At 72.1% G+C, this 22,681-nt stretch carries 18 protein-coding genes; 10 read left to right on the top strand and 8 right to left on the bottom strand.

Annotated elements, in window-relative coordinates:
* Nucleotides 1-174: 174 nt before the first annotated feature.
* The 4 genes from ACFCXS_RS38035 to ACFCXS_RS38050 all read right to left on the bottom strand — a co-directional run bounded on the left by ACFCXS_RS38035 (nt 175) and on the right by ACFCXS_RS38050 (nt 4,842).
* Complete coding sequence (locus tag ACFCXS_RS38035) at nt 175-2,568, bottom strand: SpoIIE family protein phosphatase (protein WP_376647912.1); 2,394 nt, start codon at nt 2,566-2,568, stop codon at nt 175-177.
* 107 nt (nt 2,569-2,675) lie between these two features.
* The gene (locus tag ACFCXS_RS38040; protein WP_376647913.1) at nt 2,676-3,242 is read right to left on the bottom strand and encodes an antibiotic biosynthesis monooxygenase; all 567 of its coding nucleotides are present in this window, start codon (nt 3,240-3,242) and stop codon (nt 2,676-2,678) included.
* A 43-nt stretch (nt 3,243-3,285) separates the two neighbouring features.
* The gene (locus ACFCXS_RS38045) at nt 3,286-3,666 is read right to left on the bottom strand and encodes a hypothetical protein (RefSeq protein WP_170321006.1); all 381 of its coding nucleotides are present in this window, start codon (nt 3,664-3,666) and stop codon (nt 3,286-3,288) included.
* Between the two features lie 258 nt (nt 3,667-3,924).
* Complete coding sequence (locus tag ACFCXS_RS38050; protein ID WP_376647914.1) at nt 3,925-4,842, bottom strand: MurR/RpiR family transcriptional regulator; 918 nt, start codon at nt 4,840-4,842, stop codon at nt 3,925-3,927.
* Between the two features lie 155 nt (nt 4,843-4,997).
* Here ACFCXS_RS38050 and ACFCXS_RS38055 point away from each other — a divergent pair, with 155 nt between their 5' ends.
* Both ACFCXS_RS38055 and ACFCXS_RS38060 read left to right on the top strand, forming a co-directional pair.
* Nucleotides 4,998-5,159: a hypothetical protein gene (locus tag ACFCXS_RS38055; protein WP_376647915.1), complete on the top strand. Its 162-nt coding sequence runs from the start codon at nt 4,998-5,000 to the stop codon at nt 5,157-5,159.
* A gap of 52 nt (nt 5,160-5,211) precedes the next feature.
* Entirely contained in the window at nt 5,212-5,613 is a 402-nt protein-coding gene (locus ACFCXS_RS38060; RefSeq protein WP_362245732.1) for a DUF3662 domain-containing protein, read from the top strand.
* Between the two features lie 19 nt (nt 5,614-5,632).
* Here ACFCXS_RS38060 and ACFCXS_RS38065 read toward each other — a convergent pair whose 3' ends face one another.
* The 3 genes from ACFCXS_RS38065 to ACFCXS_RS38075 all read right to left on the bottom strand — a co-directional run bounded on the left by ACFCXS_RS38065 (nt 5,633) and on the right by ACFCXS_RS38075 (nt 10,366).
* A complete protein-coding gene (locus tag ACFCXS_RS38065; RefSeq protein ID WP_376647916.1) occupies nt 5,633-7,297 on the bottom strand; it encodes an ArnT family glycosyltransferase in 1,665 nt (554 codons plus the stop codon).
* A 36-nt stretch (nt 7,298-7,333) separates the two neighbouring features.
* Entirely contained in the window at nt 7,334-9,256 is a 1,923-nt protein-coding gene (locus ACFCXS_RS38070) for a phosphatase PAP2 family protein (protein ID WP_376647917.1), read from the bottom strand.
* 201 nt (nt 9,257-9,457) lie between these two features.
* The gene (locus ACFCXS_RS38075) at nt 9,458-10,366 is read right to left on the bottom strand and encodes an N-acetylglucosamine kinase (RefSeq protein WP_376647918.1); all 909 of its coding nucleotides are present in this window, start codon (nt 10,364-10,366) and stop codon (nt 9,458-9,460) included.
* Between the two features lie 252 nt (nt 10,367-10,618).
* Here ACFCXS_RS38075 and ACFCXS_RS38080 point away from each other — a divergent pair, with 252 nt between their 5' ends.
* From ACFCXS_RS38080 to ACFCXS_RS38100, 5 genes are all read left to right on the top strand, one after another.
* Nucleotides 10,619-11,764 carry an ROK family protein gene (locus tag ACFCXS_RS38080; RefSeq protein ID WP_376647919.1) on the top strand — a complete coding sequence of 382 codons (1,146 nt, stop codon included), beginning with the start codon at nt 10,619-10,621 and terminating at the stop codon, nt 11,762-11,764.
* A gap of 274 nt (nt 11,765-12,038) precedes the next feature.
* Complete coding sequence (locus ACFCXS_RS38085) at nt 12,039-13,367, top strand: extracellular solute-binding protein (protein ID WP_376647920.1); 1,329 nt, start codon at nt 12,039-12,041, stop codon at nt 13,365-13,367.
* A gap of 119 nt (nt 13,368-13,486) precedes the next feature.
* Nucleotides 13,487-14,398, top strand: coding sequence for a carbohydrate ABC transporter permease (locus ACFCXS_RS38090; protein WP_376647921.1), 912 nt, complete (start codon nt 13,487-13,489; stop codon nt 14,396-14,398).
* Complete coding sequence (locus tag ACFCXS_RS38095; protein ID WP_376647922.1) at nt 14,395-15,297, top strand: carbohydrate ABC transporter permease; 903 nt, start codon at nt 14,395-14,397, stop codon at nt 15,295-15,297. The genes ACFCXS_RS38090 and ACFCXS_RS38095 overlap by 4 nt, the downstream gene beginning before the upstream one ends.
* A gap of 2 nt (nt 15,298-15,299) precedes the next feature.
* A complete protein-coding gene (locus tag ACFCXS_RS38100; protein ID WP_376647923.1) occupies nt 15,300-17,018 on the top strand; it encodes a hypothetical protein in 1,719 nt (572 codons plus the stop codon).
* A 168-nt stretch (nt 17,019-17,186) separates the two neighbouring features.
* On the opposite strand, the gene ACFCXS_RS38105 is transcribed toward ACFCXS_RS38100, so the two are convergent.
* Entirely contained in the window at nt 17,187-17,843 is a 657-nt protein-coding gene (locus tag ACFCXS_RS38105) for a nucleoside/nucleotide kinase family protein (RefSeq protein ID WP_376647924.1), read from the bottom strand.
* Nucleotides 17,844-17,957: 114 nt separating this feature from the next.
* On the opposite strand from ACFCXS_RS38105, the gene ACFCXS_RS38110 reads away from it, so the two are divergent.
* The 3 genes from ACFCXS_RS38110 (at nt 17,958) to ACFCXS_RS38120 (ending at nt 22,628) form a co-directional block, all read left to right on the top strand.
* Nucleotides 17,958-18,695 (top strand): beta-phosphoglucomutase family hydrolase, encoded by a 738-nt coding sequence (locus ACFCXS_RS38110; RefSeq protein WP_376647925.1) that lies wholly within the window; start codon nt 17,958-17,960, stop codon nt 18,693-18,695.
* The gene (locus ACFCXS_RS38115; RefSeq protein WP_376647926.1) at nt 18,692-21,046 is read left to right on the top strand and encodes a glycoside hydrolase family 65 protein; all 2,355 of its coding nucleotides are present in this window, start codon (nt 18,692-18,694) and stop codon (nt 21,044-21,046) included. The genes ACFCXS_RS38110 and ACFCXS_RS38115 overlap by 4 nt, the downstream gene beginning before the upstream one ends.
* Nucleotides 21,047-21,149: 103 nt before the next feature.
* Nucleotides 21,150-22,628: a hypothetical protein gene (locus ACFCXS_RS38120; RefSeq protein ID WP_376647927.1), complete on the top strand. Its 1,479-nt coding sequence runs from the start codon at nt 21,150-21,152 to the stop codon at nt 22,626-22,628.
* Nucleotides 22,629-22,681 lie beyond the last annotated feature (53 nt).

The following is a 22,681-nucleotide window of genomic DNA, read 5'->3' on the forward strand; positions in this document are numbered from 1 at the left end:
GCACCCTGGGCCCGGGCGCCGCACGAGGCGCCCGAACCGCCGCGAACCGAAGGCCACGCCCATGAACGGCTCCCGCATCCCCGGCCTGGTGCTGCCCACCCTGTTCCTGCTGGCCCTGCTCGTGGGCCTGTGGTGGTACTGGCGCCACCGCGGGGACTCGTGAGGCGGCGGGCCCTACCGCCCCTGGGCCCCGGGGACCCGGACGTCCACCACGCACACGTCGTCCCGCCGCGCGTCCGGCAGCATCCGTGCGAGCAACGGCCCGAGCGACCGGGGTCCGTCGCCGTGCGGGGCCGCCACCGCCTCGGCGAGCTGCTCCAGCCCCCGGTCGATGCTGTCCGGAGGATGCTCGACCAGGCCGTCGGTGTACAGGATCAGCCGGTCGCCCGGATCGAGACGGCACTCCGCCTCCTGGTAGACCGGTGTGGCCGCCGCCCCGAGCAGCATGCCGCCGGGGCGGCGCAGATACCGTGCCTTCCCCTCACGCAGCAGCAGCGGCGGGGGATGCCCCGCCTGAGCCCAGACCAGGCGCCCGCGCCTGGGCTCGTAGCGGGCCAGGACCATCGTGGCGGTCGTGTGGGAGTCGCGTGAGTGCAGCAGCAGCGTGTTGAGCCGGGCGAGCGCGCCGGTCAGGGACGAGCCCGTGATGACCATGCCCTTCGCGGTGAACCGGAGCTGGGCCATCGTGGCCACGGCGTCGACCCCGTGCCCGGCGACGTCGCCGACCACCAGCAGCGCGTCGCCGTCGGGCAGTTCGATGGCACTGAACCAGTCACCGCCCACGTGCACACCCGACTGGGCCGGCAGATAGGCGACCTCGACGCGCAACCCGGCCAGGTGCACGGGCCGGTTGGACATCGGCAGCAGCGCGTGCTGGAGCCGGGAGGCCAGGGTCCGCTCGGCCTGGAGCACGTCGTGCTGCGTCAGGATCGCCCGCTCGCTCTCGACCAGGGCCAGCTCCGCCCGCCGCCGGGCGGTCATGTCCTGGACGAAGCCGTGCACCTCCACGGGTGTGCCGTGCCGGTCGGGCACCGCTTCCGCCACCAGCCGCAGATGCCGGATGCCGCCGCTGGTCCGGATCCGGAACGGCACGTCGAACGGCCGCCCGTCGTGGACGAGTTCGCTCACCGCGCGCGTCAGCGCGGGCGTGTCCTCGGGCAGCGCGAGCTCGGGCACCTCGGGCAGGGCGACCGGGCCGTGCGCCGGGTCCCGGCCGACCAGGGAGAAGACCTGGGTCGACCAGGACGCCTCCCGCGTGGCCAGGTTCCAGCTCGCCCAGCCGAGATTGCCCAGCCGTTGCAGGTCCGCCAGCCGCTGCTCCTGCCGGTCGGAGGAGCCGTGCCGGATCCACGAGACGACGAGGGCGTCGCCCAGCGGTGCCACCCGTGCCGTGTACACGGACAGCTCGGCGACGCCCGCCACGACCTCCTCGTGCGCGAACGGCTCGCCCTCGTACGCCGTCCCGGTGGCCAGCACCTGCAGACAGCCCTGCCACAGCGGCTCGGCCGCAAGAGCCGGCCGCAGTTCCAGCAGCCGCCGCCCCGCCGGTTCCGCACCGGTCCGGCCGAGCAGATCGCCCACCTGTGCGGTCGCGGCCTCCACCCGGAAGTCCTCGGTCTCGCCCGTCGCGGCCCGCAGCGGCGTGAGCAGCATGGCCGCCACCGGCAGCGCCTCGAACAGCGCCTGCACCGCGTCCGTGGCGGCGTCGGCGTCGCGCTCGGGCGGGATCTCGAAGTCGCGCAGCCGGCCGGCGCACAGCCGGGTGACGCCCAGCAGGTGGGCGCGGTCGCGCGGCGTGAACGCCCCGGCACGGCCCCGCAGCACACCGATGCAGACCTCGGCGGAGCCCGCGGCGAGCACGGGCAGCCAGGCCCGGGAGCGCCACCGGTCGGGAGGGTCCCCGATGAGCAGGTACCGCCGCTGGTCCGCCGCGAAGTCCTCCAGCCAGCGCGGCTCACCCGCCCGCAGCGCGTCCAGCGCCGCCATCCTGCTCAGCGGCGGCACCTGGCACCACTGGGCCGCCAGTTCGTCGTCGATCCCCGCGTGCCCGATCAGTCCCAGGCCGCCGGCGGGCCTGCGGGCGTAGATCAGGACGGCGTCCGCCGACAGGTCGGGGCCGAGGTGCTCGAGCAGGCACCGGGCGAGGTCGTGCGGTGTCATCACCCGAACGAGGGCCTGGCCGAGGCGGGCCAGGGCGGCGGCGACGTCGTCCGGCACCTGCGCCTGCTCCACGGCCTCCGCCCAGCCGGGCGCCTCGGCGCCGTGGGTTCCGCTCGCCCTGCCCGGGCCGGGCGGCATGGGCGCGAGTGTGCCGAGGGTGGTCCAGCACTCCTCCAGAAGGGTGTGACGGGCGGACTTGGCCCGCTGGAGCAGCTGCTCACCCGCCGCGTCCGCGGAGCAGCCGGTCAGCGCCATCACCGCGCCCTTGGCCCGTTCCACGACAGCGGAGACGGCCGCCTGGTCGCGCAGCCGGTCCATCTCGGCGCGCTGCCGGGCGACGATCTTGGCCAGTTCGACCAGGTCCGGTGCGGCACCGGACTGCGCCGGCGTCACGGGCTCGCTCGTCACGCGTTGAGCATTGCACACCTGGCCGGGTTCGCAGACCGCCTTGTGCGCACGGACCGCTCGTCCGCCTCCGTGGCCCCTCAAGCCACATCCGCCTCGCGGGGAACCGCTCAGTTCCCGTCGCGCGGATACAGCCACAGCCGCAGCAGCCGGCTGAGCCGCGGCATCACCAGGTACGTCAGAAGCGGCAGCAGCACCAGCGGGAAGACGGCGGCCCGCAGGGGCAGCGGCCAGCCGGTGGTGTGAGGTGTCACCAGCCACTGGATGAGCAGGGTGAAGGGGTAGGCGCCGAGGAAGGTGGTGAGGACCATCTTCCAGCGGGGCGGGGCCTGCACGGTGGTGCCCGGCAGGCTGAACCAGGTCTCCATCCCGCTCGTCGACTGGCGCTCGCTGCTGATCTCGGTGGCCACGTCCTCGATCCGCCGGTGCCAGCGCGCACGCTCCTCGGACTCCAGCCAGGCGGCGAGCCGGTGCTGATCGGACCAGCGCAGCACCGCGTGGTAGCGGTGGCCGTCCTCGGGGGTCAGCCAGGAGACGCCCTCGTTGCCGGGGAACTGTCTCGCGCAGCGGGTGATGCCGTGCGTCCACTCCTCGAACCGCTGCTCCCGGCCGGGGCGCACCTGCCAGGTCAGGACCGTGGTCACCGGCTCACCGCGCCGGGCTCTCGTGGTGCTCATTCCCCCACGTGTGCCACGCGAGGCGCCGGTCATGCCCGGCGGCTCACGGCTGGCGGTTCGCCTCCACCAGGGCCTGGGTGACCGCCCGGACGCTGCGCGCGATGTGCTGGAGCTGCATGACCTCGGCCGCGTACAGCTTGATCGTGTGCTCGATGACCCCCTCGTGCAGGCCCAGTCCGGGCAGGTCGGCGCGGGCGGTCTGCAGGGCGGTGCGGGCGACCCGGATCTCGTTCTGGACCTGGATGTGGGCGTGCCGGGCGAGGAGGACGGGGTGGCGGATGAACACGGGGTAGCCGGCGTAGCGCGTGGGCACCAGTTCGCGCAGCCACTTGGCCGCCGAGCGCTCCCAGTCGTAGCTCCCGGGCGTCTTGACCTGGCAGGGCCAGTCGGGGCTGATGCGCGTGGTCGTCAGTTGCATGATCATCGCTTCCGGGTGTGCGGCGTCGTATGGGTGGACGACGGGTCGGGGCGGCCCCGGCCTAGGGGATGACCGGGGCCGCCACGGACACCCGGGACCCGGAGTGGGTAGGACCCGGCTCCACGGGTGCGGAACGGATCCGGAACCGGCCGGGTCGCGATCCGTGAGCAGTATTTATATATGCCATCCGGTTTGCAAGGTGCATGAAAACATTCATGCGTGCTTTGTTGCGGATGGTCCCCTTGTGGGATCCAGGGGCGCCGCTCAGTCCTTGAGGAAGAACTGGTGCTCGTCGGCGACCTGCTCGTACTCCTCCAGCCGCGCCTGCGTCCGCTCCGGATCCGCGTCCGTCATGGCCTGGAGCAGCGCCGAGCACATCACGCCGGGGGCCGCGTAGGAGTCGAACACCAGTCGCGACCCCGTCCCGATGGCGAAGACGACGTCGGCCTCGTCCGCGAGCGGCCCGAGCGCCAGATCGGTGATCAGGGCGACCTTGAGCCCGGCACCCCGCGCGACCCGCACGGCCGTCAACGTCTCCTGGGCGTGCCGTGGCATGGAGAAGGCCAGCACCCACGTCCCGCCCGCCTCTCGCGACTGCAGCAGCGCGTCGTAGGCGACGCTGCCGCCCCGGGTCACGAGGCGAACGTCCGGATGGATCCGGCGGGCGGCGTAGGCGAAGTACTCGGCGAGCGAGACGGAGATGCGCAGCCCGAGGACCGTCAGGGGGGCCGACGACGAGAGCTTGCGGCCGACGTCGATGACCACGCCCGGGTCGGCCAGATCCCGCCGCAGGTTCTCCAGGTTCTCGATCTCGGCGTCCACCGCCGCCTGCAGTTCGTTGCCGTGCGTCTCCTCGGCCGGGCCGACCGCGAGGGTGCCCAGCGCGATCGACTGCAGCTTCTCCCGCAGCGCGGGGTAACCGCTGAAGCCGACCGCCGACGCGAACCGCGTCACCGAGGGCTGACTGACGCCGACGCGGTCCGCGAGATCCGTGATCGACAAGAACGCCGCCTCGGTGATGTGCTCGATCAGGTACTGCGCGATGCGCCGCTGTCCCGGGGACAGCCGGGGACGGTCGAAGAGCGCCCTGAGCTGGGCAGACGGGGAAACCTCCGCTTCGGGGCCGGCCTTCCCCGAGGTGATCGCGGATGCCTGTGCGCGTGCCTGCTGCGGCGATGGCACCGGTGCGCCTCCTTCGTCTCCCACGGACGTTCAACATAGCTCACGCACATGGTGACCAGGGCTTCTCCGAGCAGCATGAGCTGCCCGGCAGGGGGTTACCCGTACGCCGGGCGGGAACCCGCCGCCGCACGCGACCGAAGTGAGGAGCCGACGACATGACCGTCCCCGAGGGGAACCGGCCCAAGACGGAGACCACCGACGAACTGCTGGAACGGCACGACGGCAACCGCACGCGCCCGCCGGGCGCCACGGGCCGCACGATGCGCGAGGCCCTGGAGGAGGCCGAGGTGCGCCCCGACGACTTCGACGACCGCTAGGGACGTCCCCGCACCCCGACCCACCTACGACGCTTCCGGCAGGAGAGACGGCATGAGTGCGCTGAGTGCGCTGGAACAGACCCTGGAGAACCGCTGGGACGCGCTGTGGGCGCGGCTCCTCGACAAGGAACCGGTCGAGGTCCTCGACGCCCTGCGGCGCGAGTGCGACGACAACGCCGTCGTGTGCCGTGAGGGCCGCGTCATGGTCCCCAACGCCTACGACGTGGAGCTCCCCGACGACGTGCACGACCATCTGACCCGCACCGGCACCGACGTGGGCCAGGCCCTCACCGACAGCCTGTCCCGGCACGCGGAACGCCGCGGTTACGAGTTCGCCGGCCCGCTCGCGGTCCACGTGGCGAAGTGCCCCGAGGTGCCCAACGGCCGCTACCGGGTGGCGAGCAGGGTCATGCAGCACGTGAGCGCGGACGGGTTCTTCTACGCGACCCACTGACCCGTGCCTGCCCTGCCACTCAGCGGCGGTACAGCGTGATCGAGTGCCCGACATCGTCGACGGGGCGGCTGGAGCCGATCAACTCGGCCAGCCGCCCCGTGGCCTTCGCGGCCGCCGAGTCCGACACGGCCAGCAGCCCTCGCACCTCACGGACCGGCACCCGCCGGGGATCCGACGCCTCGATGCCGTAGGCGGACGGCACTCCACCGCCCTTGTACACCAGCCACACCCGCTCACCCGGATACCGCTCCCGCAGCCGGTCCGCGAGCCGCCCGAGGTCCTGCCCCCAGTCCACGTTCGAGTCGTGCAGCCACTCCCGGGTCCGGCCCGGCCCGCCGAACGCCTCGTTGGAGTACGGCAGATAGAAGGGGTACGTCCGCACCGAACCGACCGCGGTGAACGCCACCAGCACCGCCACCCCGACGGACACCCACCGCCGCCTCACCACCAGCGTGCACCCCGCCGCCACCGCGAGGAACAGCGGCAGGAACACGGCGTACCGCGTCCCGAAGTCCCGCGCCCCGTGCATGGCGGCGGCCAACAGCACCAGGGGAGCGGCCAGTACATAGGGGGCGGCAGGCCGCAGCCGCCGGACACCGACGACGGCCGCAACGCCCCCGGCCCACAGCGCGAGCATCCCCAGCGGCGTCTTCACCAGCAGCGCGGCCGGCAGGTAGTACCAGAGCGAGCCGTCGTACAGCCGCCCGAACAGAAACCCCTGCCAGGGCCTGTTCTCCAGCCCGAACTGCAGGCGCATCCCGTCCCGGTAGGCCTCCGGGAACGGCATCGTCTCCACCAGCAGGCCCCGCAGCCCGTGCACCACCGGCACGTGCTGCTCCGCGACCCAGCGCAGCCGGGGATCGACCATCAGATAGGTGACCCACACGACGGCGACCGCGACCAGGGCCACACCTGACGCCGCCACCACGGCCCGGCGCCGGCTTCTCCCCGACGCCCGCCACACGGACAGCGCGGCCAGCGCCATCACCACCGGCACGGCGGGCAGCGTGCTCATCTTCGTGGCGAGCGCCGCGCCGAGCGCGACCCCCGCGAGCGGCACGTACAGCCGTGGTCTGCGGCGCGCCCGCCACACCAGCCACGCGGAGGTCAGCGCGAACCCGGCGGACGGCACGTCCAGGGTGGCGAGCGAGCCGTGGGCGATGACGTCGGGGGAGAAGCAGTACAGCGCGAGGGCGGCCAACCCTGCCACGGTCCCGGCCAGTTCACGGGCGAAGGCGAACACCACCAGAGCGAACGACAGGGTCAGCGCGATCATCGGAAGGCGGGCCCACAGCATCAGGCGCCAGGGATCGTTGCCCGACTCGTACAGCAGGTCGCGGCCCAACTGCCCCTGGTCCCCGGCGAAGGCGGCGTCGATGTGCGGATCCGCGAGGGCGACCCCCGCGCCGATGATCAGCTTGCCGAGCGGCGGATGCTCGGGGTTGTGCCGCAGCCGGTGCTCGTGCACGTACTCCGCCGCAGCCCCCACGTACACCGGCTCGTCGATGGTCGGGGTCTGCCGCACGGCGGTCGTGACCATCGCGAAGGCCATCTGGGCGAGCAGCACGACCACGAGCAGGGCCACCGGCCACCGTCTGCCCGGCTCCGGTGCGGTGCCGGCCCGTGCCGGGGGCGACAGCGACACGGGCCGCGGAACGGCGGGAGCGATCCAGAGGTCCTTCATGGCCCCACTCTGCATCAGCCCCCGCCCAAGAAAGCGCTACCGCCGCACGAGTCGCACCGACAGACCGTCAGCCGTGTACACGGGCACGGCCCGCAGCGACGCCGAGTCCAGCTCCACACGGTCGAACCGGCCGCGCAGCTGCGAAGCCGACAGGACGGCAACGGTCGTCCCCGCGGCCGGCGGCCGCTCGGCGTCGAGCCGCAAGGACAGCACACTGCCCCGGCCCAGCAGAACCCGACGGCTCACCGCCAGGGCCGCGCCGTGGTTGCGGCGCAGCGGCAGCTCCAGTGTCGACTCGCCCTCCTGGACGTACGAGCCACGCACCCGCACGACCTTGTCCACACGCAGCGTGCCGCCCGTGACGTGCACGTCGCCCTCGCCGAGTGCGCCCGGCGAGGCGGCGACCAGGGTGCCGGCCTCGACGGCGGTGTCGCCGTGGTAGCAGTTGTGTCCCGTCAGGGTGAGCGTGCCCGAACCGCGCTTGGTCAGGCCGCCGTCGCCCTCGATGTCGTTGCGCCAGCTGTCGGCCGCGTGGAAGCCCCCGGCCGACGCGTCCAGCGTCACGACCACGTCCCGCTCGAAGGCACCGTAACCGTCCGCCGCGGCGAACAGGTTCAGCCGCCCCCACTGCTCGAACCCGTCCAGCAGGACGTACCCCGACGGCAGCGCGGTCGACCGCAGCACCTCGCGCCGCTGGGCCGCGGTCAGGTACGGCAGCCGCGTCTCCAGCAGCACCTCCGCACCCTTCGGCACCGTGAGCGGGTCCTTGCGGCCGCGGCGGGGCAGGATGTACGTCAGCCGGGGCCGGACCGCGCGGGCGTTGGTCTCCCGGTCGGCGTAGGGGTCGGTGCCGGTGTCCGCGGAGTGCGCGTACGCGTACAGGGAGTCGGCGGTCGTGCCGGTCTTCTCCGTGAAGTAGGCCAGGGCCTGGGCGCGGGCCGCCGCCTTGATCCCGGAGTTGGCCGGGTCCGCCAGGGTCGCGGCGGCCAGCGCGGTGGCCATGATCCGGCCGCCGAGCACATCGACGGGGGAGTGCATGCCGGCGACGATCCGGGTGTGGGCCAGTTCCAGGGCGCGCGTCACCAGCTCCTGGAAACGCTCGGGAACCGCGTACGCGTAGGCCAGCGAGGCCAGGTGCAGGGCGTTGGTGTGGCCGCTGGGGAAACCACCGTCCTCGGCCGGCTTGTCACTGCGCTGGCGCAGCAGCTGCGGCGCGACCACGACCTTCGACTCGTACACCGGGAAGCCGAACTCGTCCTTCCTGCCGGTGTCGACGACCTCGCTGTCCTCGTTCATCCGCCACGGCCGCGGGTACAGATAGGCGAACTTGGCGGGGTTGCCGGACGCCCAGTTGCCGCGCAGGGTGTCCACCAGCCGGGCCACCTGGCCCAGTTCGGAGTCGTACGAGCCGGCGCCCAGCGCGGAGCCCGCCGGGGCGTCGGCGGGCACGGCGTCGTCGATCTTGGCCGGTGGTGTGCCGTCCGGGGCGCCGGTGATCGACGTGACCGCCCTGGCCCCCGTCTTGTACAGCGAGGCGAGCGGGCCCAGACCGTCGATCATCGAGTAGCTCTGGTGCTGCCGGTCGATGATGAAGGCCTGCTTCGCCTCCGCGACGGTGCGCTCGGTGGTGATCCGCTCGCAGTAGCGCACGTTGGCGCGCAGGATGTCCGCCATGAGCGGGGTGCCGGTGTTCCAGGCGCCGCCGGTCTTCCAGACGCGGGCGAAGCCCCCCAGGGCCCGGACGACCGCGTTGGTCTCGGGCGTCTGGTTCGCCAGGATGTTGGTCTTGTAGTCGTCGACGAACGCGGCGGGTGCGGTGGCGGCCTTGGCGTCCGCTGCGCCCAGCCAGCTGACGAAGGCCGGCGCGGCGACCAGCGCGGCCGAGCCGCCCAGAGAGGTTCTGAGGAAACCCCTCCGGTTCAGGGTGGCGGCGCTGTGGTGCCCGGCGGATGACGGCATGGGTGTGCCTCTCTTCAGTTCTGCGGCCCTGCGGCCGGGTGCGATCGTGCGATCTTGCCTGATACGAAGGGGAGTTGAGTGTCCCGTGTGTCAGGTGGTGCCTACGAGAGAAGAACTACGGCCGGGCTGTGTCCCGACGGCGAGGGCGCTGCGGCCGGGAGATGTCCCGCGGGTGAACGAGGAGGCACGAGCCCCGGCACGTCACAGCAGTGATCGAGCCAGTGCCACCGCGCCCTCCACGGGCGGCTCCCGCAGCGGCCTGGTTCGGGCCGCGGGCACGGTGCCGGCGAGGGCCGCGGTGAGGGCGTCGTAGAGCGCGGGCTGGGACAGCACGGTGCCGCCCGCGACCACCACGTCGTCGACGACGGCCCCGCGCGCGGCGAGCCGGGCGACGAGTGCGGCGAGGGAGCGGCCCGCCTCGGCGATCACGGCACGGGCGAGCGTCGAGCCCGCCTCGGCGGCGGTGAAGACGACGGGAGCGTGCCGGCCCCACTCGGCGGAGACGTCGGTGGCGCTCTCCAGAGCCGCGCCCAGCGCAGGTACCTCCGGCACGCCCAGCGAGGCCACGAGGCCGACCGCCAGCTCGTCGGGTTCCTCGCCCCGGTCGTGCGCCGCCCAGGCGGCACGGGCCGCCTCCCGGACGAGACCGGCGGCGCCGCCCTCGTCGCCGAGCACGGCGCCCCAGCCGCCCACCTGGACCGTGGTGCCGTCGGGCAGCCGCCCCACGGCGACGGACCCGGTGCCGGCCACCAGACCGACCCCCTTGTCCAGACCGGCGGCGGGGACGAGAAGCTCCGCGTCACCCATGACCAGCGCGGGCACGCCGAAGGCACTCTCCAGGGCGGCGCGGATCCGCTCGCACTGGCGGGGTGTCTCGCAGGCGTGCGCGCCCACGGCGAGAGCCGAGGGCGCGGCGCCGGCCGGCAGGGTCTCGCGGACCAGGCCGGTCAGCCAGCCGGCCGCGGCCGCGGGGTCGTGCGGCCGCCAGCCGGCGCTCGAACGGACGTGATCGACGACGCGGTGGTCCCCCGCGAGGGCGCGGAGGTGCGTCTTGGTGCCGCCCACGTCGATGCCGAGCACGAGAGTGCCGGCGGAGGTGGAGTCCTGCACGGATCCTCTTTCGTCGGTGCGCAGTGCTGTGACGGCGGGCGAACCGTGCCTGAGAGAAGGGCAGTTGACAACTCTGGAAGCCCCGGGACGGGCCTCTGGCGGAGCCACGGCAGGCGAGTACCGTGATGTTCGTTAGGAAGTTAACTAACGAAGTACAGTGCGTCAAGAGGAATCCCATCGCCGCATCCCACGGACCCGTTCGCGAAGCCGATCGCCCGGGGAGAGCGGCCCATGACCTGTGTGGGGTAACTGTTGGAACATGACCTGGCAAGAGCCCCCCGACTGACCGAGAGCGCGGGCGCGGTGTTCGCGGTGCTGGCCGGGGCCGGCCGCGCGACCCGGCCGCAGCTCGCGAGCCTGGCGGGCCTGTCCAAGCCGACGGTGTCGTCCGCCGTCGCGGAACTGGAGAGCGTCGGGCTCGCCGCCCACTCCGGCACCGCCTCCAGCGGCACGGGGCGCAACGCCGCCGTCTACCGTCTCGGGCCGGCCGCGGGGGCCGTGCTCGCCGTCGACCTCGGCCCCGCCCTCACCAGGGTCCGCGGCTGCGCCCTGGACGGCACGCTGCTCGCCGAGGCCACCGGGTCCCGCGAGGGCGCAGCCGACGTCGTGCGCGAGGCGCTCGACGCGCTGCCCGCCGACGCTCCGCTGCGGACCATCGTCGTCGCCGTCGGTGACGTCACCGCGCCGCGCAAGGAGGGCAGCGGCATGCGTCCGGCGACCGCCAAGGCCGGTCCCGTCTTCGACGCCGTGACCGTCGCGCTGCCGCCGGGCGTCCCCGTCCACCTGGAGAACAACGTCAACTGCGCCGCCCTCGCCGAGCTGCACGAGGGTGCCGCACGGGGCCGCAACATCTTCGGCTACCTGCGGATCGGCGTCGGTATCGGCCTCGGCATCGTCGTCGGCGGCCAGGTGCTGCGCGGAGCGAACGGCGCCGCCGGTGAGCTGGCCCGGATTCCCTACCCGTGGGACGACGGCCGCGAGCCCCGCCACGAGGCCCTGGAGGAGTACATCGGCTCGCGCTCGCTGCTGCGGCGCGCGGCCGAGGCCTGGCCGGACACCGACGGGCCCTGCCCCCGCACCGCCGAGGAGCTTTTCGCCTTCGCCGGACAGGGCCGCGCCGCCGCCCGCGCCGTGGTCGACCGCCATGCCGTGGACGTGGGCCGGCTGGCCGCCGCCGTGACCGCGGTACTGGACCCGGGCCTGGTCGTGCTCGGGGGCAGCACCGGGGCGTTCCCGCAGCTCCTGCACGGTGTCCGGGCCGAGCTCGCCCGGCTGAGCTGGCCCACCGAGGTCGTCAGCAGCACGGTCGGCGATCTCGGCACCGTCGTGGGTGCCGCCAGGCTCGCGGTTTCGAGAGGAGTCCAAACCGTGACCGAGGTCGCCGGGGCGAAGGATTGACGGCTTCCGACTCGCCGTGCCAATGTCCGGACAAGCGCTTTCTGAGTCGGCCGGGACGCCGACTCCGGGTGAGCCTCCCGACCGTACGCGAAGTACGGCAGCCGCACGAGGGCGTGCTTGTGCGACATCGGCCGTGATGGCCGGGGACCCCACCCGTCAGGGCGATGCGGCCGGGCGAGGCCGTGCCCCCGGAAAGCGAAATTTCCTGCAAAATGCACCCGTGCCGCCTCGGCTGGCGCCGTGCTCCGTCCAGTACGACGAAAAGGGATCGAAAATGACCAGTGTGGGTGTGCGGCGCTCCCGCCGACTCGGCCGCGGCGGTATACGCCGTGTGGTTCCCCTCGCTGCCGTGGCCACGGCAGGTGCTCTTCTGCTCTCCGCCTGCGGGTCGGGCTCCGACTCGGGCGGTACCTCCAAGTCGCTGACGTTCTGGATCTCCACGGTTCCGGGGCAGGACGCGGGCTGGAAGAAGATGGTGTCGCAGTACAAGAAGGACACGGGCGTCACCGTCAAGCTCGTCAACATCCCCTACGACGGGTACCCGACGAAGTTGCACAACGCCGCTCAGGCGAACTCCCTGCCCGACGTGGCGGCCGTGCCGGCGCTGGACCCGATCTGGTCGAGCAAGCTGATCGACCTCAGCTCCATCGCCGGCAAGAAGAGCAACAAGATCAACGCCAACTTCCTCGCCAAGGACTCGTCCGGGAAGGTGCTGTCCATCCCCTCGGACGTCACCGCGTCGGGCCTGTTCATCAACAAGTCGCTGTTCAAGAAGGCCGGCGTCTCCTTCCCGACCTCGCCGCAGAAGACCTGGACCTGGACCGAGTTCATCAAGGCGGCGAACAAGGTCCGTGAGAAGACCGGAGCCAAGTACTCCCTGACCTTCGACCAGTCGCCGTCCCGGCTGCGCGCCATGGTCTACGAGATGGGCGGGAAGTACGTCCACGCGGACTCCTCCGGCAAGTTCTCGGTGGACGCGGCGACCAAGAAGGCCGTGAACACCTTCGTCGGATGGAACGACAACAAGACCATGCCGAAGTCGGTGTGGACCAGCGGCGCCGATCCGTCCGCCATGTTCCAGAGCGGTGACGTGGTCGCCTACTGGTCCGGTGTGTGGCAGGTCGCCGCCTTCTCCGAGAGCATCAAGAAGTTCGACTGGGCCAGCGTCCCCACTCCCGCCCAGCCGGTGCAGGCCAGCGACGTCAACAGCGGCGGCTTGATGGTCGGCTTCAACAACAACGGTGACGCGGCCACCGCCACGAAGAAGTTCCTGTCCTGGATCTACGAGCCGGACAACTACCGCGTGCTGTGCGAGGCCTCCGGATTCCTGCCGGTCGAGAGCGGCCTGAACCCGAAGTACCCCTTCAAGTCCGAGGCGGCGCAGGCGGCGTTCAAGCTGTACAACGAGTCGATCCCGCTCTACGCCCCGATCTCCGGCTACTTCAACGGCGCGCAGACGCAGTGGGTGCTGAAGGGCAAGAGCCTCACCGAGGACCCGACGAAGACGGAGCTCGGCAAGGCGATCAACGGCCAGCAGTCGCCCGACAAGGCCCTGGAGAACATCGTGGCCGGCTACAACCAGCAGGTCGGCGGCGGATCGTAGGCCGCGGGGCCGGGCGGCGGGGGTGAGACACCGCCGCCCGGCCCTGGACGCGCCCCGTGATCCCGGGCTCATGGCGTGAGCCCACCTGCAATCCCTTCCACCAGCACGGAGTCAGGAAGATGACAAAAAGCGCCTCGGACGTGTCCGTGAGCCCGCCCAGGAGACGCAGTAAGTACACCCTTGCGCCCCTCGTCCTCATCGCGGCCAACGTCGTGCTCTTCGCGCTGTTCTTCGTCTGGCCGGCGGTGATCGGGCTCCTCTACTCCTTCACGAACTACACGGGCGTGGGGGTGTTCCAGTGGATCGGACTGGACAACTACCACAACCTGTTCGGGGACTCCACGTTCTACGACGCGCTGACCCGGACGCTGCTGTACACCGTCCTCTTCGTCCCGCTGAACTTCGCGCTCTCGCTGCTCGCCGCCAACCTGGTGGTGAACAAGCACGCCAAGGGCGCGTCGGTCGCCCGCGTCATCTTCTTCATCCCGTGGCTGCTGTCGCCCATCGTCGTCGGCGTCCTGTGGCGGTGGCTGTTCGGTGAGAACTTCGGACTGGTCAACTACGTCATCGAGAAGCTCGGCGGGGGCGCCGTACCGTGGCAGTCGAACGCGGACCTGTCGCTGCTGGTGGTGGTGATGGCGGCAGCCTGGGCGTGGACGGGTTTCACGATGCTGCTGTTCATCGCGGCGATCAAGAACGTCCCGGTGTCGTACTACGAGGCGGCCGAGCTCGACGGCGCCGGTCCGTGGCGCAAGTTCATCAGCATCACGCTGCCGAGCATCGCGCCCACCTCGTTCATCGTCATCCTGCTCAACACGATCAACGCGATGAAGGAATACCCGGTGTTCGTCGCCCTCAACAACGGCGGCCCCGGTACCTCCAACAACCTGCTCGTCCAGTACATCTACGAGACCGGCTTCAAACGGGGCCAGATCGGCTACGCGAGCGCCGCGTCGTTCGTGCTCATGCTCATCCTGATGGCCGTCGCGATCATCCAGCTGATCGTCAACCGGCGGGTGGAGAACCGATGACAACCACAGACATGCCCCGCCCGCTCGACGCCGATGCCAAGCGAGCCGTGTCCAAGAAGCGGCCCGGCACCCCGGGCAGCGGTGGCCTCCGGCGGGCGGTGTCCGCGACCACACTGCTGTGGATCCTGGCCTGCCTCTACGGGCTGCCGGTGCTGTGGTTCATCCTCAGCTCCTTCAAGCCGGCCAGCGACCTGTTCTCCTATCCGCTGACCCTCGTCCCGCGCAACCCCACCCTGTCGGGTTTCGAGGCGGCGTGGGACAGTGCCAACTTCTCCCAGTACTTCATCAACACGGCCATCGTGTGCGTGATCACGACGATCCTCACGGTGGGTGTCAGCTGCTGCACGGGATACGCGCTCGCCAAGTACGACAACAGGTGGCTCAAGGCCTTCTTCCTCTGCATCCTGGCCACCACGATGCTGCCGGGTGAGGTCATGCTCGCCCCCGAGTTCCTGGTGGTCCGCAACCTCGGCCTCTACAACTCGTTCGCCGGCATCATCCTCCCGGCCGTGCTCACGGCGACCGGATGCTTCATGTTCCGCCAGTTCTTCCTGACGGTGCCCGACGAACTCGTGGAAGCCGCCCGCATCGACGGTGCCCGCGAACTGGCCATCTTCGCGCGGATCATGATGCCGCTCTCCCGGCCCATCATGCTGACCCTCGCCATCCTGTCCTTCCAGTGGCGGTGGAACGACTACATCTGGCCGCTGCTGATGCTCAACGACCCCAACAAGTTCACCGTGCAGATCGGCATCCAGAGCATCGTCGGCGCGCAGAACATCAACTGGTCGGTCCTGCTCGGCGCGTCGGTCATCTCCATGATCCCCCTGATCGCCATCTTCCTGGTCTTCCAGCGCTACGTCATGGGCGCCGACATCAACGCCGGACTGAAGGACTGATCTTGCCCACCCCGCTCGACCACGAGTTCGTCCGCGCGGTGGCCGCCGCCGCCGACCGGATGGCCGCCCCGCTGGTGGCCGCCTCCCACGAGGAACCCGCCGGCGTGGCCCACCGGGCTCTGGCCCGCCGGGTGAAGACGCTGATCGCGGCATACCGGTCCCCGGACTCGGCACTGCACGGCAGCGGGCAGGCCGTCGCCGCCGTGACGACCCACCTCCGCGCCCTGAGTGCCGCGCAGACGGCCACCGGCCTCTTCGCCGGCGGCGACAACGTGCAGTCCCCGCCGGACTCCGCGTTCACCGTCAACGACGTGTGCGACGCGCACGTGCTGGCCGCCGGCGCCGGGCCGGAACTGCGCGATGTCACGGCCGCGCTCGCCGAGATCGCCCGCGCCGCCTCCGGCAGTCTCCTGACCGGTGGCGTGCACACCCCGAACCACCGCTGGGAGCTGTGCGCGGCGCTGGCCCGGCTGCACCGGTCGTTCCCCGACGACCGGCTCCTCGAACGCATCGAGGAGTGGCTGTCCGAGGGCGTCGACATCGACGCGGAGGGCCTGTACTCGGAACGCAGCGCCAACTACGCCGCCTACGTGTCCAACCCTTCGCTGTTGCTGCTGGCCGGTGTCCTCGGCCGCACCGACCTGCTGGACGCCGTCGAACGCAACCTCACCACCACCCTGGACCTCATCATGCCGGACGGCACGGTGGAGACCGTCCACTCGCGCCGGCAGGACCAGAAGCACCCGTTCCCGCTGGCGCCCTACCTGCCGCACTACCGGCTGCTGGCGATCCGCACCGGCCGGGGCGACCTCGGCCGGGCGGCGACGCTGGCGGCCGCGGGCGGCATCGACGACCCCGACCTGCTCGCCGAGACCCTCCTCACCCCGGAGCTGTGCCACGTGCTGCCGGCACCGGCCGCGGAGACCCTCCCGCGTGAGCGGTACCTCACCACCGCACGCCTGGCCGCACGCGCCTCGGCCACCGCGCACACAGTGGTGTACGGCGGCTCCGACGTGCCCGAGCACCGGCGCATCCGCTCGGGCCTGGCCTGCAACCCCACCTTCCTGCGCCTGTTCGCAGGCGACGCGGTCCTGGACGCGGTCCGCCTCTCGCGGGGCTTCTTCGACCTGGGCCCGTTCCGCGCCGCCGAGATGCAACAGCCCGCCGACCACCGGTACCTGCTCACCGAGACCCTCACGGCCGCCTACTACCGGCCGCTGCCACCGGACCTGCGCCGGGACGACGGCGCCTACCGCGTGGCCGACGAGGGACGCTTCTCGGCCGCGATGGCCTTCTCCGACCGGCCTCGGGACGAGGTCTCCCACACGACCCGCGTCGAGGTCGACCTGCGGGAGGACGGTGCCGACCTGCGCATCGACATCAGCGGACCACGGGTGCCCTGGGCCCTGGAACTGACCTTCCGGCCGGGTGGTGTGCCGGAGGGTGCCGTACCGATCGGCGACGGCCGCTGGTGCCTGACGACCGGGGCGATGACCTACCGGGCCGGTGCCGACGAGATCCACATCGAGGCCGGCGTCCAGGCAGGCGAACCACTGGCCGGGCCGGACCGGAGCGAGGTACTGCAATACGACCCGGGGCAGGACCACACCGTGGTGGGCGGCACGGACGCGACGACCGGGAACCGCGTCTACATCGGCGGACTCGGCCCGCACACACTGACCGTCGCACTGCGCGCCCGCCGGACCGCACCCGCCGGCTGACGCCGGCGACCCCTGCCGTACGCCCGGTCCGTCCGGGCCTGCGTCCCGTCGGCGCGGCGGGCGACGCTCCCGCGGAACCGGGCATTGCCGGGACGCGTCACGCCGGCGACGCGGGCGAGAGGTTCAGCGTCGCGGGCGCTGCCGCCGGCCCGGACGCCTGACGGGTGCTCAGGCCCGCGCGCACGGCATCGCCGATTCCGGTACCACCAGGTCCGCCCGCGCCCGGGTCGCCGCGACCAGATCGGCATTGGGCTCGTCCGAGCGTGTCACCCAGGCCGTCGCCTCCTCGTGCGTCTTGCCGAACCGCTCGTGGCGGGCCACCAGCCGGCGGACGCGTTCCCGCTCGGCCAGCTCGCAGAACCACACCTCGTCGAGGAGGGGGCGGATCCGGGGCCAGGCACCGGTGGGCAGGAGGAGGTAGTTGCCCTCGGTGACGACCAGACGGGCCGTGGCGGGAACCGGGATCGCCCCCGCGATCGGCTGCTCCAGGACGCGTTCGAAGCCGGGTGCGTAGACGACGTCGTCGCCGGGCTCGTCGCGCAGCCGCCGCAGCAGGGCCGCGTACCCGGCCGCGTCGAACGTGTCGGGTGCCCCCTTGCGGAAGCGGCGGCCGAGGCGCTCCAGTTCGGCGTCGGCGAGGTGGAAGCCGTCCATGGGTACGTGCGCGACCCAGGGGTCACCGGTGCCGTTCAATTCCCGCACCAGGCGCTCCGCCAGGGTCGACTTGCCCGCGCCGGGGCTGCCCGCGATGCCGAGGATCGCGCGCCTGCCGCCCTGAGGGAGGGCCCGGGCGCGGTGGGCGAGGTCGTCGAAGGTGAGCGGCACAGGGAGAGTCTGTCACCCGGGGGCCGCATGCGAACGCCGGGCGTCCGCCCTCGCCCCCGCGCGTGTGGCGTGCGCCACTCACTGGAACATCTCCGGGTGGGGAACCGGTCCTGTATGACGCAGCTCGGTCTTCCCGAAAGCATCCATGCCTGTCTGTTCGACCTCGACGGCGTCGTCACCAAGACGGCCGTCGTGCACGCGGCCGCGTGGAAGGAGATGTTCGACGCCTTCCTGCGCGAACGCGACGGCGCGGACTTCCGGCCGTTCGACGCGGCGGACTACGACGAGTACGTCGACGGGCGGCCACGCGCCGACGGGGTGCGCGCCTTCCTCGCCTCCCGCGGCATCGACCTGCCCGACGGCGACCCCGACGACCCACCCGGAGCCGAGACCGTGCACGGACTCGGCAACCGCAAGAACGAGCTGGTCCTCGAGAAGATCCGCACCGACGGCGTCGAGGCCTATGACGGCACCCTGCGCTATCTGGAGGCCGTCCGCGCGCACGGGCTCAGCACCGCGATCGTCTCCTCCAGCGCCAACTGCCGTGACGTGCTCCGCTCGATCGGCGCCGAGCACTTCTTCGACGTCCGCATCGACGGCGTCGTCGCCGCCGAGCGCGAACTGCCCGGCAAGCCGCACCCCGACACGTTCCTGGCCGCCGCCGAGGACCTCGGCGTCCAGCCCTTTGAAGCGGCCGTCTTCGAGGACGCCCTGGCCGGCATGGACGCGGGCCGCGCGGGGCGCTTCGGATACGTCGTCGGAGTCGACCGGGTGGGACAGACCGACGCGCTGTACCGGCACGGCGCCGACATCGTGGTGCGGGACCTCGCAGAACTGGGAGAGACGAAGTGATCGCACAGCGGGCGTACAACGTCGAGCCCTGGACCGTGCGCGAGACGGAACTCAACCTCGACGTCCTGGCGCAGAGCGAGTCCGTGTTCGCCCTGTCCAACGGGCACGTCGGATGGCGCGGCAACCTCGACGAGGGCGAACCGCACGGACTGCCCGGCTCCTACCTCAACGGCGTCCACGAACTGCACCCGCTGCCGTACGCCGAGGCCGGCTACGGCTACCCCGAGTCCGGCCAGACCTCCATCAACGTCACCAACGGCAAGGTGCTGCGGCTCCTGGTCGACGACGAGCCGTTCGACCTGCGCTACGGGCGGCTCGTCACCCATGAGCGGACCCTCGACCTGCGGCGGGGCGTCCTGGAGCGGGTCTGCGAATGGACCTCACCGGCCGGTTCCACCGTCCGGGTGCGCTCCACCCGGCTGGTGTCCCTCACCCAGCGCGCGATAGCCGGCGTCGCCTACGAGGTGGAACCCGTCGACAGCCGGACCCGCGTGGTCGTCCAGTCGGAACTCGTCGCCAACGAGAGCCTGCCCGAGCCGGACGGAGACCCGCGCGCCGCCAAGGCGCTGAAGTCGCCGCTGGAGCCGGAGGAGGACCTCGCCGAGGGCGGCAGGCTGCGCCTGGTCCACCGCACCCGCCGCAGCGGCCTCAGGGTCGCCGTCGCCGCCGACCACACCGTCACCGGTCCCGAACGGACCACCACGAGCAGCGAGTCCAACGTGGACGTGGCCCGGCTGACCGTCACCTCCGTCCTGGAGCCGGGGGAGCGGCTGCGCGTGGAGAAGCTGGTCGCGCACGGCTGGTCCGGCGTCCGCTCCCGGCCCGCCATGAGCGACCAGGTGGAGGCGGCCCTGGCGGCGGCCGGGCACAGCGGCTGGCAGGGACTCCTGGAGGACCAGAAGGCGTACCTGGACGACTTCTGGGCGCGTGCCGACGTCGAGATCGACGGCGACGAGGAGATCCAGCAGGCCGTCCGCTTCGCCCTCTTCCACGTCCTGCAGGCCGGCGCCCGTGCCGAACAGCGCGCCATCCCCGCCAAGGGACTCACCGGATCCGGCTACGACGGCCACGCCTTCTGGGACACCGAGGCGTTCGTGCTGCCGCTGCTGACCTACACCGCGCCCAAGTCCGCCGCAGAGGCCCTGCGCTGGCGCCTCGACACGCTGCCCGCCGCCCGGGAGCGCGCCGCCCAACTCGGCCTGCGCGGCGCCGCGTTCCCCTGGCGGACCATCGAGGGGTCGGAGGGCTCCGCCTACTGGCCGGCCGGCACGGCGGCCTTCCACGTGGGTGCCGACATCGCCGACGCCGTCGTGCGCTACGTGGCCGTCACCGGCGACGAGACCTTCGAACGCGAGGTCGGCGTGGAGCTGCTGGTGGAGACCGCCCGCCTGTGGCGCTCCCTCGGCCACCACGACGACCGGGGCGTCTTCCACATCGACGGCGTCACCGGACCGGACGAGTACAGCGCCATCGCCGACGACAACACCTACACCAACCTCATGGCCCGGGCGAACCTGCTGGCCGCCGCCGACGCGTGCAAGCGCCACCCCGACGAGGCCGCGCGCCTCGGCGCGGACGACGAGGAGACGGCCGCCTGGCGGGACGCCGCCGAGGCCATGAACGTCCCCTACAACGACGAACTGCGCGTGCACGAGCAGCACTCCGGCTTCACCCGCTACCAGCGCTGGGACTTCGAGGGGACCGGCCCCGACCGGTATCCCCTGATGCTGCACTTCCCCTACTTCGACCTGTACCGCAAGCAGGTCATCAAGCAGGCGGACCTGGTGCTGGCGATGTACACCTGCGGCGCCTTCTTCGAGGAGTACTTCGACGAGGAGCAGATCGCCCGCAACTTCGCCTACTACGAGCCGCTGACCGTCCGCGACTCCTCCCTGTCGGCCTGCGTCCAGGCCGTCATGGCGGCCCGCTCCGGCCACCTCGACCTGGCGAGCGACTACACGGCCGAGGCCGCGCTCATGGACCTCGGCGACCTGGAGCACAACACCCGCGACGGACTGCACATCGCCTCGCTGGCCGGCACCTGGATGGCGCTGGTCGCCGGTTTCGGCGGCATGCGGTGCAGCGACGGCGCCCTGCGGTTCGCGCCCCGCCTGCCCGAGCGGTACAGCCGGCTCGCCTTCACGGTGGGCTTCCTCGACCGGTGCCTGCGCGTGGAACTGACCGCCGACCAGGCCACCTACACCCTGAACGCCGGGATGCCCCTGACCATCCGGCACCACGGCACCGAGGTCACCGTGAGCGAGGACGCCCCTGTCTCCCGGCCGATTCCCGAGCTGACCCACCGCCCGGCTCCGAACCAGCCCCCGCACCGCGCCCCGCACGTCCGCTGACACTCGCCACGGGTCAGGCACTTGGCCGAGTTCCGCCCTGCACCTCCCCGCCCCGCGGGTTAGCTTGATCGTGTTTTCCGATCATCGGGGTAAGGGGCGGAACATGCCTGATGGCGCGAACGCCATCCTCGTCCGCGGGCGAAGACGCGAACAGGCGGCCGGGCCGCGCGCCGCATCAGGGGCGCGCGGCAACCGGCCCCTCGCCGTCCTGGCCGCGGTCTTCGTCCTCGCGCAGCTCGTCCTGGTCCGGCCCGTCCTGGGCCTCGGCTGGGACGAGATCGTCTACGTCAGCCAGGTCACCGCCCACCACCCCGCCGCCTTCTTCAGCGCCCCCCGCTCCCGCGGCGTCTCGCTGCTGGTGGCGCCCGTCGCGTCCTGGTCGTCGTCCGTCCCGCTGCTACGTGTCTACCTCGCCCTGCTGTCCGGCCTCGCCCTCTACCTGGCCCTGCGTTCCTGGCGGGGTCTGTTTCCGGCCCGCGTCCTGGCCGTCGGCGGTGCCTTCTTCGCCTCGCTGTGGATGACCCTCTTCTACGGCCCGCAGGCCATGCCCAACTACTGGGTCGCGATCGGCGCCCTGGCCGTCGTCGGCTGCTTCCTGCGGGCCCGGGCGGAGCGCTGCGCACCGGGACTCCTGTGGGGTCTGGCGGCCGGGGCCGCGCTCATGGCGTGGATGCGTCCCACCGACGCGGTCCATGTGGCCCTGCCGCTGCTCGTCCTCGCCCTGGTGCGCCGCCGGCGGCGCCTCCTCCTGGCGCTCGTGGCGGGTCTCGCGGCGGGCGCCGTGCCGTGGGTGATCGAGGCGTACGCGAGCTACGGCGGGCTGGGCGAGCGGCTGGCGGAGGCCTCCCGGATCCAGGGCGGACTGGGCTGGCAGATCGCCGTCGACGACCAGCTGCGCAGCCTGGGCGGACGCACCCTGTGCCGGCCGTGCACCGGGTCGATGCCCAGCCCCGTGGTCACCGCCTGGTGGTTCGCCCTGCCCGTCCTGGCCGGCATCGCACTGGCCGTCGCGGCACGGGGCCGGCGCCTGGAGCGGACCCTGGTCCCGCTGGCCTGTGCGGCCACCGCGGCGCTGCCGTATCTCTTCATGATCGGCTATGCCGCGCCCCGCTTCCTCCAGCCGGCCTACGCGCTGCTCGCGATCCCGGTCGCCGAGGCGCTGTGGCACCTGGTGAGGGTCCCGGGCGGAGCCTGGCGCCCGGTGGCCGCCCCGGTCGTCGCGCTCGCCCTGGCCGGGCATCTCGCGGTCCAGTTCGCCGTGCTGGACGGCACCGTGTCCCGCAACACCGAGAGCCGCCGTGACTGGGGCCGCACCGCCGACGCCCTGCACCGGCTCGGTGTCCGCGCCCCCTGTCTGCTCACCGGCCGCGAGGCCATCCCGATCGGCTACTACACCGGCTGTTCCTCGGGCGCCACGTCCGGGAACAACGAGAACACCACCGCGGCGGACATCCTGCGCACCGCGGAGCGTCGCCCCGTCGCCCACCTGGCACCGGCCGGCGCCACGCCACCCGGCTACGCCCGGTCCTGGCCCGTCCACCGGATCTCGGACCTGGACGTCCGCGTGGCACCGGGCCACTGACACCTCCGATCGCGTTTCACGCCCGCCCGGCTCAGGTAGGAGTCGGGTCGACG

The organism is Streptomyces sp. NPDC056373 (assembly GCF_042262425.1).
Lineage (GTDB): Bacteria > Actinomycetota > Actinomycetes > Streptomycetales > Streptomycetaceae > Streptomyces.

What these genes read in the sequence shown, in the direction of transcription:
- ACFCXS_RS38065 (WP_376647916.1), bottom strand. Translation starts at nt 7,297, where the DNA reads ATGAAGGACCTCTGGATCGCTCCCGCCGTTCCGCGGCCCGTGTCGCTG.
- ACFCXS_RS38060 (WP_362245732.1), top strand. Translation starts at nt 5,212, where the DNA reads ATGAGTGCGCTGAGTGCGCTGGAACAGACCCTGGAGAACCGCTGGGAC.
- ACFCXS_RS38095 (WP_376647922.1), top strand. Translation starts at nt 14,395, where the DNA reads ATGACAACCACAGACATGCCCCGCCCGCTCGACGCCGATGCCAAGCGA.
- ACFCXS_RS38085 (WP_376647920.1), top strand. Translation starts at nt 12,039, where the DNA reads ATGACCAGTGTGGGTGTGCGGCGCTCCCGCCGACTCGGCCGCGGCGGT.
- ACFCXS_RS38110 (WP_376647925.1), top strand. Translation starts at nt 17,958, where the DNA reads ATGACGCAGCTCGGTCTTCCCGAAAGCATCCATGCCTGTCTGTTCGAC.
- ACFCXS_RS38090 (WP_376647921.1), top strand. Translation starts at nt 13,487, where the DNA reads ATGACAAAAAGCGCCTCGGACGTGTCCGTGAGCCCGCCCAGGAGACGC.
- ACFCXS_RS38045 (WP_170321006.1), bottom strand. Translation starts at nt 3,666, where the DNA reads ATGATCATGCAACTGACGACCACGCGCATCAGCCCCGACTGGCCCTGC.
- ACFCXS_RS38040 (WP_376647913.1), bottom strand. Translation starts at nt 3,242, where the DNA reads ATGAGCACCACGAGAGCCCGGCGCGGTGAGCCGGTGACCACGGTCCTG.
- ACFCXS_RS38055 (WP_376647915.1), top strand. Translation starts at nt 4,998, where the DNA reads ATGACCGTCCCCGAGGGGAACCGGCCCAAGACGGAGACCACCGACGAA.
- ACFCXS_RS38120 (WP_376647927.1), top strand. Translation starts at nt 21,150, where the DNA reads ATGCCTGATGGCGCGAACGCCATCCTCGTCCGCGGGCGAAGACGCGAA.
- ACFCXS_RS38070 (WP_376647917.1), bottom strand. Translation starts at nt 9,256, where the DNA reads ATGCCGTCATCCGCCGGGCACCACAGCGCCGCCACCCTGAACCGGAGG.